A 15,188-nucleotide genomic window follows, 5' to 3' on the forward strand; every position below is an offset into this window, starting at 1 on the left:
TTAAGAATTCTTGGCAGATTCATGGACCAGATTCATTTCATCTAAATTCAATAGATGGTGAATATTTAAGAGTATGACAAACTTCTCATCAACTTTTCCCATACCTTTTATAAAATCCAAACGAATCTTAGAACCAAAATTAGGTGGTGGTTCGATCTTTGTTTCTGGGATATCGACCACTTCATTTACGGCATCCACAAGAAGACCAACATCCATAGATTCATTTTCTAATTGAATCTCTGTGATGATGATACAAGACTTTCTTCCAGTTATGGTTGGCTTTTTATATAACCTTAGGTTCAAATCCAGAACAGGTACCACATTTCCTCTCAAGTTGATGACCCCAGGGATGTATTCTGGCATCATAGGAACATGGGTAACCGATTCAAATTCGATGATTTCTTTGATGTGTAATATACCTAAACCAAAGAATTCATCCGAGATTTCAAAGGTGAGGTACTGGATATCTTCTATCATGGCCTTACCTGTTTAAAATTTCTGGTATCGATCATTTGAGGGAGACTCTGGCTCACTTTTTTTAGGAAGGGAAGTTGTTTTCTGAGGAGTCCTCTTTTGGGCAACAAAGGAATCCGCCGTACTGATTTTGAAGAAGTTTATTGAACCCATCAATTGTTCGGCTCTTGATTTCAATTCTTCGGCTATGGCGGCAAGCTCTTCTGAGGCTGAGGCACTTTGTTGGGATACTTGGTCCAATTGAGACATTGCTTTATTGACTTCATTCACCCCAGAGGATTGTTCCTGGCTAGCTGCTGCGATTTCTTGGACCAAATCTGCTGTGCGGTTGATGGCAGGTACGATTTCTTCAATCAATTTACCAGCTGTTTCCGCTATCTCGACCGAACCTCCTGCCAAAGTACCAATTTCATTCGCAGACTTTTGGCTTCGTTCTGCGAGTTTTCGTACTTCCGATGCGACTACCGCAAAGCCTTTTCCATGCTCACCAGCTCTTGCCGCTTCAATCGCAGCATTGAGCGCAAGTAAGTTGGTTTGGTAGGCAATATCTTCAATGATGGAAATCTTATCTGCTATCTCTTTCATGGCTTGGACAGTCTTTTTCACGGCATCCCCACCTTGTTTTGCCTCCTTTGCAGATTTTGTTGCTATCGTATCTGTTTGTTTCGCGTTCTCCGCATTTTGGTCTATGGAAGCTCCCATTTCTTCCAAGGAGGCAGTCGTTTCTTCTACAGAAGCCGCTTGCTCACTTGCTCCCTGTGATAGTGTGCCTGCTGTTGAAGATACTTCCTCTGCTGCATTCACAAGAGCATCTGCATTTGTCTTTACTTCATTCAAGATTTTAATAAGGGTGAGTGTTGTGTTGTTGAAAGAATCGCGGAGTTTTGAAAAACCAAACTCATATTGTTTAGTGAGTTGAACGGTAAGATCTCCTGCCTCAAGAGCACTTAAGCCTACTACCAAATCATCCACTACTCGAGTTGTTTCCAAGGAGAGTTTTTTCTGAGATGTTATATCGGTTGCAAATTTGATAACACGGGCAGTCTTTCCTGAAATGTCAAGGATTGGGTTGTAAGTTGCTTGTAACCAAACCTCTTTGCCACCTTTCCCGATCCGACGGTATTCAGCAGTTTGAAATTCACCGCGCGACAAGGATTCCCAGAAATGTTTGTAGTCTTCTGAATTCGCGTATTCAGGTTCGGCAAACATTCTGTGATGCCTTCCTTGGATTTCATGCAATTCGTAACCCATTGTTTTGCAAAAAATATCATTTGCCGTAATGATTGTACCATCCGGTTTGAATTGAATTGTCGCTTGTGCTCGGTTGATAGCCTCGATCTGGCCTTCATAGTCTAGATTTTTTATCTTTTGGTGGGTGATATCACTTGCAAATTTAATAATTTTCACTGGTTTACCAGTCGTGTCTAGGATTGGAGTATAGGTTGCTTGGAGCCATACTTCAGAACCCGATTTTGTAATTCTACGAAACTCAGCTGTTTGGTGTTCACCTCGATTGAGTAATTCCCAAAATCTCTTATAATCTTCTGATTGAACTTCCTTCGGGTCCACAAAGATGCGATGGTGTTTTCCTTTGATTTCTTCTAAACTGTATCCCATCAATAAAAGGAAATTTTCGTTTGCCTTAATGATGCTACCATCAGTTGAAAACTCAATCGTTGCTTGTGATTTTTCCACAGCCCTTTGCTCAGCGTTGGTTTCGGACATATCTGCCCATTCCACAATATTGGCTAATTTTTTGCCTTTTGCGTCAAAGATTGTATTTGCGATGAGATTGAATTCGCGGTTACCGATTCGGATACTGGATCTATGTTCTGAGCGAAGGTCTTGTAAGAGACCTCTCTGCATCGCTGGGTTTCTGTGGTATAGATCAATGTTTGTACCCATCAGTTTGTCTGCCGAAAAATGAGGGAGTTGTTTTCGGATGTCTGCTTCCGAAAGAGTAAACATTTTTTTAACAGCATCATTCATGTAGATGATATTCAAATTCTTATCAGCTAACATAACATTTGTGGTTATCCTACCCAAAGCTCCGGACATCAATTTCCTTTCTTTTTCGGTTTCACTCCATTTGAGGTAGAGAAGCACATAAAAAATAAGAAGGATTAGGATACCTGAAAGGGATATGCCTTGGAGAAGAGTAAGAGAACTCTGCAAGTCTAAAGATTCTACTTTTGTTTTGCCTTGGCTAGATACTTTAGGTTGAAAATCGTCTTTGTATTTGCCGATCAGTTCTTTTAAAGTCAGTTTGGCATCTTTCTCATTTTTAGTTTCATCTTCAGCTAATGATTCTAAGGAAGCCAAAAGAGATTTTCCTTTTTCAGAGAGAAATTGGTCTTGTTTCTCAGAAGAAAGTATGGCTTCCTTCGAAGACCTCGCAATCGATTCAGATTCATCATAAAAGGATTTTGCCTGCAGAGTGATCCAAACGAAAAGGAGTAGGTTAGTCACAAGGACCACACTTAGCAGGAACAAGGAATTTATTTTTTTCATGGTGTACTCTCTATTTAATTTTTATTTCGTTCTAAATACATAGTTCTTTCAAACAAGGAAGGAAGATCAACTATGAGTGCGACGCTTCCATCAGCCAAAATACTTGACCCGCTAACGCCCTTTACATGCTGAAATACAGAACCCATAGGTTTAATGACAGTTTGGAACTCTCCAAACAAACGGTCTACAACGAGACCCGCTTTTTTTTCACCAGTTTGGACTATTACGATATTCTTTCTACGTTGGGACACATTGTCCTGTATATCGTAGGCATCTTTCATTTTAATGTATGGAATGAGAGCCCCTCGCAAAGGGAAAAATTGGTTTTTGACTTCTGAATGTTCTTCAGAGAATTCTAAACATTCGAGAACCGAATCCATAGGAATTACATAATGCGATTTCCCAACACCCACCAAAAACCCATCGATAATGGCAAGTGTGAGAGGTAATCTCAGCTGGAAGCTCGTGCCCTTACCTTTGGTCGAGTGAATGGTGATGCTCCCTCTCAAGGCTTCAATGTTTTTGTGCACAACGTCCAATCCGACACCTCTGCCCGAAACATTTGTAATCGTGGCAGCTGTTGAAAATCCTGGATGGAAGAGTAGTGAGTAGACGTCCTCTTTGGCCTCTGGGATAGGCCCGTCCACGATTCCCTTTTCGATGGCTTTTTTCCATATGATCTCAGGATCAATCCCTCGTCCGTCATCAGATATTTCTATGACGATCATTCCTGTATCGTGGTAGGCTCGGATTTTCAACTCACCGGTAGCTGGTTTACCTGTTCGGAGTCTTTCTTCACTTGTTTCAAGTCCATGGTCGCAGGCATTGCGGATCATATGGACCAAGGGGTCCCCAAGTTTATCTAAAATATTGCGATCTAATTCTGTTTCCTTCCCTTCTATGCTGAGGTGGATAGATTTATTCAATTCTTTGCCTAAATCCCGAACAATCCTTTGGTACTTTTGTAGCACTTCGCCGATCTGAATCATGCGGAGTTTCAAGGAGATCTCTCTCACTTCTGTCAGTAGCCTACCGACATGGAACAAAGATTCTTGTAGGATAGGATCAGCCTTTCCCAAGAGGTTTTGGTTGAGATTGGCTTGGGCAACAACAAGTTCGCCAACTCTATGGATGAGGGCATCAATCCGATTGGCATCCACTCGGAGTGTATGGTTGGCTTTGTTTTGGTCTATTGGAATCTCTTTGTTAGTTGGTTCAAGGCTAGGAAGCTGTGTTTCAACTTCTGAAGATCCATGTTTTAATATCCCAAGAAAGCGTACGAGTTGATTGTCAGAGATGGTGCCCATCTCCTTCCAAATATTTCCTAAATAGATTTCTTCTTCCGGAAGTTGGCTTGATAGGTCGACCAATTCCTGCAGATCGGAGTGCGGCGGAAGGATATGAAGAAAAGCATCTGCTTCTAAGAACTCAAACACCTCTCGGATTTTTTCGATTGGTTCTTTGCTATCGAATCGAATCTCAAATCCAAGATAACACAACTCTGGATTGTAAGAGTTCTCTTCAGGGATTGAGGAATGAATGGTTTTCAGATAAAGAATTGTTCCCAATTTTTTTAAATAATTGAGAAAGGAGTATGGATCTAAGCCGAGTTGAAAGACGTTTTGGTGAGGTCGTAATGAAATAAGGTAGTTTTGAGTTCCATCTGCATTGTTTTTTTTGGGAAGCGCATGCGCAATTGATTGGGTTTCATTCAGAAGAGATGGTTTCTCTCCATTATCTTTTCGTATCTCGTTTAAGAGAAGTTCCGCATTTTGTAACTGTGCATTTGTGAGATTGTGTTTTGGTTCTTCTAGGACAAACTCCAAAAGTTGGTCTTTGCAACGAATCAATATACTAACGAGTGCTTGGTTCAAATCTATTTTATGAGATCTGAGCTCATCCAAAAGATTTTCTAAGGTATGTGTAAACTTAACTGTTTCACTAAAACCAAACATTCCGGAAGTACCTTTAATAGTGTGTACCGCTCGGAAGAGCGCATTTAAATCCTCTTCTGAGGGAGTCTCCTGCTCCAATCGAAGTAGGATTTCCTCCATGGATTCTAAAAGGTCTTGAGACTCTAGAATATAGGCATCAATAACTTCAGAAAGATCCATTGCCTTCCTTTTTGGTACCATAAGAAAGAGAGTATTCGCTACTTTCCTCTTTGGTGATTTTGATTTTATCTCCAAAAAAACCAATCAATCCATATAAATCTAATATCTGTAAGATGGGTTTTGGATGGTTCTGGAAACTTAAGTTTATATTTTTTTGTCTACATAGCCTCTCTATATAAATCATCCATTGAATACCAGCGGTATCGATCCTCTGGATATTTCGCAAATCGATATGGAGATTTTGGGAATGGAAAATATCTTCCTTCTGCAAAAGTTCATTCCAAACCTGGATGAAAGGAATCGTAAGATAACCATCCCATCGAAGTAAGACTCCATTCTCTTTATCTTTTCTTAGAACTTTGGGTTCCATGGTCCTATACAAGTAGCTTGGAAATTGTCTCTAAGAGTTCTTCTGGAGAAAATGGTTTTGTGAGCCATGCCCTTGCTCCGGCATCCATGCCTTGTTGTTTTTTTTCTGGCTGAGACTCAGTCGTTAACATAATGATGGGTGTAAATTTATATTTTGGATTTTCCTTTGTCTTTTTGATGAAACTAATGCCATCCATATTGGGCATGTTCATATCCGATACAATTAAATCGATTTGGTGTTCTTCTAATTTGCTTAGGCCCTCGAGACCATCCCCGGCTTCCACCAATTCAAAGTTTGCGTTCTTTAGATGCACAGAAATGATCTTTCTGAAAACTGCAGAGTCATCGATGATAAGTATTTTTTTTGACATGAGATCCTCTTATTTTTTTTGTATGGGTATAAAAAATTCGGCAATTGTGCATAGGCTGATAGGATCAGAAGTATGGTCTTTTGCATTTCTGATAAAGAACATTCCGTTATGTTTATTCGCTATGTAATCTACCATAGTCAATCCTAGACCTAAGCTGAATGGCTCTATGTGGTGAACAGCCTCTACCGGTGGATGTGAGCGGAAGAAGGGTACTGTCAGTAGTTTTTGGTTTTGCTTTGAATACTCTGCATAGCTATCATCGTTGATGCTGTTTTTTATGGAGAGGCAAAGGTATCCTTCAATGATCGTTATAAAGGTATCTATGATCGTTCCCATGGATGCATATTTAATGGCATTCAGCAGGAGTTCCTTTATGGCTAAGACGATCAGAGATTCATCTAAACAGATCTCATATTCTGTGCGAACCAAAGGTGGATTGATTTTTAGATTTTTGATGTCAGTGAATGGCTTATAGTCATCGATCTGGTGTTGGATTAAAATGGACAGATGAGAAGAGCTCAGAGCTTTTAAAGTAACCGATTGTTCCAAAGTGGCAACTGCTGCTTCCAAACCACGAATCATTGATTTTGTATGGTCATTGTTTTCAAAGAGGAGGTGCATAAGGTCTGAATCTACTAGAAGGTTTTTATTTGCGTCCTTCTCGGACGTACTTTGTATGCTATCGATGAGTGTAGTCATCGTCCCAAGTCCAGTACCTTGGGAAAGTGTAGTCTTTAGATTATAAATCGACATCATTTCTGCACTCTGGCTATCAATCTTACGTTTACTCTCTTTATAACTTAACCATTCCAACTCTTCTCTCAATTCTTTTGATTCTTCCATCAAAAGAACTTTTTCGATATCGATCAGATACCGGTATTCCAAAGCCTTTTCGAGAACAACTTTGAAGAGTTCAATTTGAAGGGGTTTGATTAAGTAATCATACACTCCCAACTTCATGATCTCTATGATTTCATCTGACGAATCAATCGCAGTTTGTACTAAAATAACGGCATCAGGATGGATTTTTTTTAGTTCTTTGATAAATGACTTTCCGTCCATCACCGGCATCATCAAGTCCACAATAAAGACACTGAAGGTTTCGCGAGCAATCAACTCGAGTGCAATCTGCCCATTGGCAGCTACTTTTGACTGGACATTTATTTCTTCGCATAGGCCAGACAAAAGAATTTGGTTTTCTTCTCTGTCTTCTATGATTAAAACGGGAAAGGACGGTCTACGCTTTGAAAAATCCGAAGAAGTCTCTTTTTGTTTTTGAAAAGGGAGTAGATTTGCCATCAATTATCTGAGCATTCTACTTCAAAATAAGAAGAGAGCAAATCATTTATTCAAATTTGCTAAATTATCGTTGAGTGGCAGTAAAACCTGAAATGTACTTCCTAAATGTTCGCTACTTTCGAAACAAATGTTCGCTCGGATAAGGTCAGCCAATTTTTTTGAAATGGCAAGCCCTAGACCACTACCCTCTGTGTTAGGGGATGCGGACAACCGTGTAAATGATTCAAAGATTCGGCTCTTGTTTTTTTCTGAGATGCCTTCTCCGAAATCTTGGATGGACAATGACAGATAAGAACTCTCTTTGTTTAATGTGACGATAATATTTGCATTGGGAGGAGAGAATTTTACTGCATTGGATAAAATGTTTAAAATGATTTGAAATAATTTAGTTTTGTCTGTAAATAATTTGAATGATTCTAATTGATTGGTATGTAAGAGTACGTTTATATTTTTTTCTTTGAGTTGAGGGGTTAAGTTCTCTTTGCAATTCATGATCAAATCATAGATACACACCTCCGACATTAGTACTTCTACTTTACCTGCTTCCAATTTTGAATACTCTAAGAGCTCGTTGATCATTTTTAGCAGCCGGTTTCCTGATTGATGGATGATGTTGAGGTATTGTTTTCCAGGTAGGTTTTCTTCAGGAAGTTTGATCAATTGGGAGAAGCCTATGATGGAGTTGAGAGGAGTTCTCAGTTCATGGCTCATATGTGCCAAAAATTCTGATTTTACACGATTGGCTGACTCTGCTTTCTCTTTGGCTTGGTTGAGGTCGGCTGTCTTTCGGTCCACAAGAAGCTCGAGATGATCCCTATGAAGCTTCAACTCATTGGATAATCGAATCCGTTCCAGATAGGTTCCGATCCAATTTGCGACCGTTCGGTAGAGTTGGATTTCGTCCTCATCCAAGGGAAAGATCTTTTTCTTTTCCCAAACGATGCATCCATAGTACTTTCCTTGGATTTCCAAGGGTATTAAAAGTATATATTGTACACCTCTAGCAAAGAACCATTTCTGGTTAGGATCGGCTTCTGGTTTGGAAACAGAAACGTAATTTCCTTTTTGTAGGTTTTCGTGCCAATTCTGAAACCCGAGCTCCAGCCACTCATGCGAAAGATTTGCTTTTTGGATGCTGAGATGTGCATCTGTTCTACTCACTTCCATCATGATTTCGTAATAGATATTTTGTCTTTCGGGTAGGTACCTGAGCAGACAAAATGAATCCATCGAAGTAAAGTAGATAAAATCTTTTAGAGCCTCATGCAAAGTAGAATGGCTAGGCGTTGGCTGTATCAATGCCTGAGTCGTGGAAGAGACTCCAAGTTCAAATAACATCCGTTTTGAGAGATTTTCTTCCAAAATCTTTTGCGAACTTAGATCAATGAGGTTGATCAAGATGTATTTGACTTGTCCTTCCGAATCCTTGATCATAGAAGTCGTTAATTTTGTATCAAAGGAAGATCCGTTCTTTCGGTAGCAAATCAGTTCTAGCTCAAAATTCATCTTCATTGAAAGTTTTGAATAGAGTTGATCGATGGATTTTCTTTTGCTCCTTTCTCCGAATAAAAGGGATAAGGATCGGGAAATCACCTCCTCTTCACTGTATCCAGTCAGTTGAAAAAAACTTTCATTTGCAATTTCTATGATCCATTCATTGTTTTTATTCGGTAGTGCTCCAATTACCAAACTAGCATCTGAATTTTGGTGGAACATGGAACGATAGAGAAAGGCTTCTTCTTGGGCTTTCTTTCGGAAAAAAAAAGTTTCAAGGATATAAATCACTTTCATCCAATCAATATGTTTACCGAGCCAATCGGAATGTAAGGATTCTATATACAAAAGTCCTCTTGTCTTATTTTTATCAGGAACAATTAAAATAAGGTCTTTGGTTTCTTTTGATTTGGAGGGTAAAACTTGAATGACTTCACCTTGTTGTTCTTCTGCAAGTGTCCGAACAAACTTCGCATCCAGGAAGGGAAGTGCTTTTGTGCTTTCTAAACATATCCAGGGGTCATGCAAAGCATTCGGAAAATTTTCAATCAAAGAACTTGATGATTCCTGGGACCAAAATTCTACTTCATTTGCATTTACCAATTCTTTGAGTTTAAAAAGAGTCTCTTTGATGACTTTATATGTATTTGATTCTTGTATCGATAGAGCAAAAATTTGGTTCTTAAACTGTAAAAATTGGTTACTCTGTTTTTCGATCCGAAAGAACTCGTCGATATGACTCACATCTTCAAAGTTAAATGCATAACACTTTCCATTGGGATGAGCCAAACTTTTGATAGGTAAGATTTGGTAGCGAAGAAGTTTGCGTTTGTCCTCATGGTAAACTTCTAGGTTTCCATTTGGATGGGAACCGTGTTGTAACATGAGATCCAACAAAGATTGAAAGGCTTTCGAATATGCAGGTTCAAAGGATAGTCTATTTTGAAATATGATTTCAGGTTTTTCCCCATCTAAAGAGAATAAAAAAACCGCTTGGTTGATTTCAGAAAGGGTTTCGTAGGCGATCAGTAAATGATCCTTCTTCGAAGCGTCAAAAAAGGAATCATCCTGATGTTTCATCTTTAAAATTGAGTCAAAAGTTCCTTAGGTAATTTAAAATTCATGAGATCCTCCCGGCTTCCAGGGTACAGACCCACTTTAGCCTTTGGAAAATGCCTTTGCAATTCACTGACGATCTCATCTACCAATACCTGAGGACTCGAGGCACCTGCAGTGATACCCACGGTTTTGATTTGGTTGTCTAAAAAGTACTTTGGGTTTAATTCTTCTTTGCCTGTAATCCGAAAGGACAAAGGCTTAGTTTTTTTGGCTAATTGTAGCAGTCGGACTGAATTTGAGGAATTGGCAGCTCCAATCACTATCATTGCATCAACACTATCAATCATCGTTGTCACAGCTTCCTGCCTTTCAGTCGTGGCATAACAAATATCATCCTTTTGGGGATGCTCAACGAATGGGAATACCTCTTCAATTCGTTTTACTATATTTTTGGTATCACTAACAGATAGGGTTGTCTGCATAAGATAGGTGAGGGGCCGGTTTGGGTCGATTTGGGACTTCAAGTTTTCCACATCCGACTCTTCTTCCACAAGAAACATATCTGCTTCCCCCATCGTTCCAATTGCCTCATCATGCCCGCGGTGCGCTATGTAGATGATTTGGTGGCTGTCTTTGATGTTTTTTGCTTTTTTATGTACTCGGGTTACGAGAGGACAAGTGGCATCACCAACCCTCATATTCCGTCGTTTGGCTTCCTCTACAACACTCGGCGCGACACCATGAGCGGAAAAAATGACCGTAGCACCATCGGGAGCTTCATTTAATTCTTCAATAAACTGAATCCCTCGTTTTTTCATTTCGCTAACAACTCTTTGGTTGTGTACGATTTCCTTTCTCACGTATAGTGTTTCACCCTGTAAATTCTCAAATACAGTATCCACGTAGGAAATCGCATATTTGACCCCGGCGCAGAAACCCCTTGGATTGGCTAAATAAACCTGTTCGAGCAAAGTGATACCTTCCTAGGTACTTTTTGATTTAAATCCATATACTTGCAAAGAAAAATTTCGAGGGACATATTCTCACGGCAGGGAAGTCTTTATTTATTCCAAAAAAAGTCCATTTTCGCTATTATCCCAAAGTTGTATTTGACCGATCATCTCTTTGAAAGGGCCAAGGACGGCCTCTTCGAAAACTCATCAAGCTCCCCCAGAGATCTGGAGGAGAACGGATTCAAGGAGGAACCCGGATGATTATCAACCACAATATAAGTGCTATCTTTGCACACAGGACTTTGAAGTCAAATGACGCAAACCTGAGTAAAGATATAGAGAAGTTGTCTTCTGGTATGCGTATCAACAAAGCCGGAGATGACGCTTCTGGACTTGCGGTGTCTGAGAAAATGAGAACTCAGATCTCGGGTCTTCGACGTGCAGAACAAAACACTGAAGATGGTATGTCCCTCATCCAAACGGCTGAAGGCTACCTCCAAGAAACACATGAAATCGTTCAAAGGATTCGTGTGTTGGCTGTTCAGGCAGCTAACGGTATCTACACTGAAGAGGATAGACAACAGATCCAAGTGGAAGTTTCTCAGTTAGTGGACGAAATCGATCGTATCGCTTCTCAAGCAGAATTCAACAAAATGAAACTGCTCACAGGAGCATTCGCTAGATTGAATCCTACAGCAAGTATGTGGTTCCATATTGGAGCAAACATGCACCAAAGAGAAAGAGTATTCATCGAAACTATGAATACAGCTGCATTGGGATTAAGAAACCCTACGGTTCTTACTTTCATTTCTCTTTCGACTGCTGGAAAAGCAAACTCCGTAATTGGACTTTGTGATGATGCTTTACGAGTGATCTCTAAACAAAGAGCTGACCTCGGAGCTTATTACAATCGTATGGAGCACGCTGCAAAAGGACTTATGAATGCTTATGAGAATACACAAGCTTCTGAGTCTCGTATCCGTGATACTGACATGGCTGAACAAATGACCAGCTTCACGAGATACCAAATCTTAACTCAGGCTGCAACTTCAATGTTAGCGCAAGCAAACATGAAGTCTCAGTCAGTGATGAGATTACTCCAATAATGGGGTAGGAGAGTTTGAACTAAAGGGACAGGTGGTTGGGGTCCCTTAAGTTCAGCTCTCCGTTTTCTTTTCTAGAATTTTTTCCCAAGCTGAAAACTGGTATATCGATGGAAGGGCAAAGTACTTTCTGTTGCGCGGTATTCGAAACTACTCAATTCCACTCCAAACTGCATAAACCAATCTACATTTTGAAACATAAAACCGAAGGATAATTTTCCTTGGAATCTTTGTAGATCCACATGGTATACTTTTTTTGCATTCGATTCATTTGTAAGTAAAAGCAAACTAATGAGTTTTGTTTCTTCTGAATTTAGGTTTCCATTGTAAAAATACTGGTATGCCAAAAAGCGACTATAAACGGAAAGCCCTTTGGTTTCATTTCTAAATAATGTATCATAAAGAAAGTAATTCAATCCTGGGTATTTTGATTGGTCAATGTTTGAATCTAGCAGGGATTTAAGGATGGAAAACTTCAGACCTTCATTCGGGACCGATGCCCCATTAAAAATAGAGTTAAAGATAAGGTAATTGATCGCAAAAGGCTGGTCCTTACCTATAAATTGTTCGTATGCTAAAAATCGTGTAATTGTGGATGAAGAAGACTCATCAAAGACTGCATTGTACAAAGCTTGGCCATAAATATTGGTTTGTCCATTTTCTAAAATGACAAATTGATCCTCTTTATTTGGAAGTGGGCTGCCAATCGAAGTTCCCTTTGGATTTCCTAAAGTTGCGTTGATAGTTTGGTATTTGACTCCTGGTATTAAATAGAAATAAAATTCAGAATCTTCGCTGTAGTAATTTCCACTTGGATCAAATACAGATAATCCTCCCATGTTAGGTGAACTGATCTTTCCAAATCTCAATATAGGTCCAATGCTGAGAGAGGAATCTAAATTCCCCAAGCGTGCTGTTGATTGGAAACCAAATTGAGGTAGCCAAAAATATTTCCAGTCCAAATTCACTTGAAGGAGATTCTGTTTCGGAATTTGGTAATCCCAGCCTTGGGGCATAGGTGATTGTGTGATTTGGTGGATGATCCCTTGGAAGTATTTTCCTTGAGCGCTTGGGCCGATCTGGCCAAAGGCGAGTTCCAGTGATAAGGCACTTTTTTCCCAAAAAAAACTAGCTTTATCCGAAACCAAACCAAGAGAGGAGTAGGGCCTTTCACCGTATGGAATATCCGAAGTATAGAGATTGAGAGGGGAGTAGATGGCGTGAACTAATCCTATTCCCGAATATTGCTGTTTATGCGTACGATCTGCACCTAAACTTGATAGGATTGCGTGCAATACCCAAGAGGCGGGTAAGGGTAGAAGTAAACTTTGACCGTATTCTGCACGGATACCATTCGTATACTCTCTGTCAGTGAGTAGGAAGACATCATTTTCCCAATGCAGTTTAATGCTACGTGTTGGGCTTGTTTGTGGTTCTGATCGTAACTTTGCCGAGCCGATAAAAAAAAACACAAAAAGGAGAATACTTAGCAGAACTTGTTTCAATACTTGCCCACGCTTTGCATCCAATCTCTGTTTTTACTAGAATTAGAGAATCTTAAAAAAAAACGAAAGGGAAATCTAATGATTTTTTTTTAGCTGCCGACAGCTATAATGATCCAAGCAGATCGCCGTACAGCTTTGAATCCCGAAAAACTTTTCGGGATTTAATTCTTTTCGTTTTGCGCAATCACAAATAAACTTAAACTAGCAAAGAGATTGGGTAACCATTTTATCTCTCGTCTTCTATTAAAAGAAGCCGTTTGTAGGATTTTGATCGTTTCGATTTCACAAAAATCTTTGAAATCCTGGGCAGAGAGAAAATGTAAGTTAGGAGTATCATACCAATGGAAAGGCATAAGGTCAGTGACTGGCGTTTTTCCACTCAATAGGATGCTTAGGCGAATTTGCCAATGTGAAAAGTTTGGAAAGACGATGATCACTTTTTTGCCGATCCTAAGGCATTCTTTGATGATATCTCCTGGATTTAAGGTTTGTTGTATGGTTTGGTTTAGGATTAAGTAGTCAAAACTTTTGTCTAGATGGTGTTTCAATCCGTGGTCAATATCACCATGGTGGACATAGAGTCCTCTCTTTACACATTGGATGACACAACGTTCATCCTTTTCTATCCCCTGAACTCGCACACCTTTTTGTTTTAGGAGTAACATCAGTTCACCGAAACCACAGCCTAAATCCAAAATCCTTTCATTGGTTTGGATTAAGTTTGCAATATATGAGATGTCAGGTCTGTTTTGCAGATCGATTTCTTGAATGATTTTGGTTAAGCGAGTATTCATTTTCATCCTATCTCTTCCCAAGAAGAGAGTAAAAAATCGCGGATGATGGATTCTTGTTCAGGATTTGGGAGTAAAAAACTATCGTGACCTGCGGGATTGTTGAGTTCTACAAAACTGACAGGGATCGCATTCACTTCTAGGGACTTTACAATTTCTAAAGACTGGTAGGGAGGGTAAAGCCAGTCGGATGTATAAGCAACAACTAAAAATCTACATTTAACAACGGATAGTGCAGCTGTTAATTCTCGTCCAGTACCCAAACTGAAATGATCAAGTGCCTTTGTTACATAAATATACGAATTTGCGTCAAATCTATCCACGAAAGATTCACCCTGGTAAATTAAATAACTCCCCACAGCAAAATCAGTGGATTGGATGTTACCTTTAGGTGGCTTTCTCCCAAATTTTTCTCGCATAAGCTCATCAGAGAGATAAGTAATGTGGCCAACCATTCGTGCCAAAGCGAGTCCCTTTGCTGGCCTATGCTCAAATGAATACTCTCCTTTCAAATAATTTGGATCTGCTAAGATAGCCTGCCTACCTACTTCATTGAAGGCAATCTGCTGTGCAGAGTGTTCGGATGTGGAAGCCATGATGATACAATTTTTTACTCGATCAGGGTAACTGACTGACCATTGTAAGGCTTGCATTCCTCCCATTGAGCCACCAGCCACAGCAAACAAAATTTCAATTCCGAAATGACTGACTAATTTTTCCTGTGCATTCACCATATCTGCGATGGAAACAAAGGGAAAGGATGATTGGTAAGGTTTTCCGGTCTTGCCATTTTTGGAGAGTGGACCACTTGAGCCTTTGCATCCACCAATTACATTTGAAGAGATAACAAAAAATAGGTTGGTATCGATTGCTTTGCCAGGTCCGATGTAATTGTCCCAGTAACCTGGTTTTTTATCTCCTTCATGGTAGCCAGCAGCATGCGCATCGCCTGAAAGGGCATGGCAAACAAGGATTGCATTGTCTTTATTCGGAGAGAGTTTGCCATAGGTTTCATAGGCAATCTCGAGGGGTTTGATGGTCTCCCCATTGTCTAGAGTCAGTGAAGGGAAGGTAAATAGTTTTGTTTCGACAATGCCTACCGACCGCTCTCCAGATTGATCTTGATTGTCAGTGGTAGGCATGAT

11 protein-coding genes and 1 pseudogene are annotated in these 15,188 nt (G+C 39.8%); 1 reads left to right on the forward strand and 11 read right to left on the reverse strand.

From position 1 onward, the window contains the following. The 8 genes and pseudogenes from DI060_RS02490 to ispH form a co-directional block, all read right to left on the reverse strand. Positions 1–477: a chemotaxis protein CheW gene (locus DI060_RS02490; RefSeq protein WP_209451974.1), complete on the reverse strand. Its 477-nt coding sequence runs from the start codon at positions 475–477 to the stop codon at positions 1–3. Between the two features lie 12 nt (positions 478–489). Then, positions 490–2,898: pseudogene (locus tag DI060_RS02495) on the reverse strand (methyl-accepting chemotaxis protein); the annotation flags it as partial. A gap of 101 nt (positions 2,899–2,999) precedes the next feature. Further along, entirely contained in the window at positions 3,000–5,099 is a 2,100-nt protein-coding gene (locus DI060_RS02500; RefSeq protein WP_108973352.1) for a chemotaxis protein CheA, read from the reverse strand. Beyond that, the gene (locus DI060_RS02505) at positions 5,086–5,469 is read right to left on the reverse strand and encodes an STAS domain-containing protein (RefSeq protein WP_108973354.1); all 384 of its coding nucleotides are present in this window, start codon (positions 5,467–5,469) and stop codon (positions 5,086–5,088) included. Before DI060_RS02505 ends, DI060_RS02500 begins: the two co-directional genes overlap by 14 nt. Before the next feature lie 4 nt (positions 5,470–5,473). Continuing rightward, complete coding sequence (locus DI060_RS02510) at positions 5,474–5,839, reverse strand: response regulator (protein WP_108973356.1); 366 nt, start codon at positions 5,837–5,839, stop codon at positions 5,474–5,476. A gap of 9 nt (positions 5,840–5,848) precedes the next feature. Further along, positions 5,849–7,138, reverse strand: coding sequence for a response regulator (locus DI060_RS02515; protein WP_108973358.1), 1,290 nt, complete (start codon positions 7,136–7,138; stop codon positions 5,849–5,851). 42 nt (positions 7,139–7,180) lie between these two features. Beyond that, positions 7,181–9,712 (reverse strand): ATP-binding protein, encoded by a 2,532-nt coding sequence (locus tag DI060_RS02520; protein WP_108973361.1) that lies wholly within the window; start codon positions 9,710–9,712, stop codon positions 7,181–7,183. A 2-nt stretch (positions 9,713–9,714) separates the two neighbouring features. Continuing rightward, positions 9,715–10,662 carry a 4-hydroxy-3-methylbut-2-enyl diphosphate reductase gene (ispH, locus tag DI060_RS02525; protein ID WP_108973363.1) on the reverse strand — a complete coding sequence of 316 codons (948 nt, stop codon included), beginning with the start codon at positions 10,660–10,662 and terminating at the stop codon, positions 9,715–9,717. Between the two features lie 239 nt (positions 10,663–10,901). On the opposite strand from ispH, the gene DI060_RS02530 reads away from it, so the two are divergent. Next, entirely contained in the window at positions 10,902–11,750 is an 849-nt protein-coding gene (locus DI060_RS02530) for a flagellin N-terminal helical domain-containing protein (RefSeq protein ID WP_108973365.1), read from the forward strand. Between the two features lie 71 nt (positions 11,751–11,821). Here DI060_RS02530 and DI060_RS02535 read toward each other — a convergent pair whose 3' ends face one another. The 3 genes from DI060_RS02535 to metX all read right to left on the reverse strand — a co-directional run bounded on the left by DI060_RS02535 (position 11,822) and on the right by metX (position 15,185). Beyond that, a complete protein-coding gene (locus tag DI060_RS02535) occupies positions 11,822–13,252 on the reverse strand; it encodes a lipid A-modifier LpxR family protein (RefSeq protein ID WP_167836889.1) in 1,431 nt (476 codons plus the stop codon). Between the two features lie 161 nt (positions 13,253–13,413). Continuing rightward, positions 13,414–14,046 carry a methionine biosynthesis protein MetW gene (gene metW, locus DI060_RS02540; RefSeq protein WP_108974007.1) on the reverse strand — a complete coding sequence of 211 codons (633 nt, stop codon included), beginning with the start codon at positions 14,044–14,046 and terminating at the stop codon, positions 13,414–13,416. Positions 14,047–14,048: 2 nt separating this feature from the next. Continuing rightward, positions 14,049–15,185, reverse strand: coding sequence for a homoserine O-acetyltransferase MetX (gene metX / locus DI060_RS02545; RefSeq protein WP_108973370.1), 1,137 nt, complete (start codon positions 15,183–15,185; stop codon positions 14,049–14,051). Positions 15,186–15,188: the final 3 nt, after the last annotated feature.

Source organism: Leptospira ryugenii, assembly GCF_003114855.1.
GTDB lineage: Bacteria > Spirochaetota > Leptospiria > Leptospirales > Leptospiraceae > Leptospira_A > Leptospira_A ryugenii.

Coding starts and splice junctions, on each gene's coding strand:
- DI060_RS02505 (WP_108973354.1), bottom strand. CDS start 5,469: ATGGAACCCAAAGTTCTAAGAAAAGATAAAGAGAATGGAGTCTTACTT.
- DI060_RS02515 (WP_108973358.1), bottom strand. CDS start 7,138: ATGGCAAATCTACTCCCTTTTCAAAAACAAAAAGAGACTTCTTCGGAT.
- metX (WP_108973370.1), bottom strand. CDS start 15,185: ATGCCTACCACTGACAATCAAGATCAATCTGGAGAGCGGTCGGTAGGC.
- DI060_RS02530 (WP_108973365.1), top strand. CDS start 10,902: ATGATTATCAACCACAATATAAGTGCTATCTTTGCACACAGGACTTTG.
- DI060_RS02510 (WP_108973356.1), bottom strand. CDS start 5,839: ATGTCAAAAAAAATACTTATCATCGATGACTCTGCAGTTTTCAGAAAG.
- DI060_RS02500 (WP_108973352.1), bottom strand. CDS start 5,099: ATGGATCTTTCTGAAGTTATTGATGCCTATATTCTAGAGTCTCAAGAC.
- metW (WP_108974007.1), bottom strand. CDS start 14,046: ATGAATACTCGCTTAACCAAAATCATTCAAGAAATCGATCTGCAAAAC.
- DI060_RS02520 (WP_108973361.1), bottom strand. CDS start 9,712: ATGAAACATCAGGATGATTCCTTTTTTGACGCTTCGAAGAAGGATCAT.
- DI060_RS02490 (WP_209451974.1), bottom strand. CDS start 477: ATGATAGAAGATATCCAGTACCTCACCTTTGAAATCTCGGATGAATTC.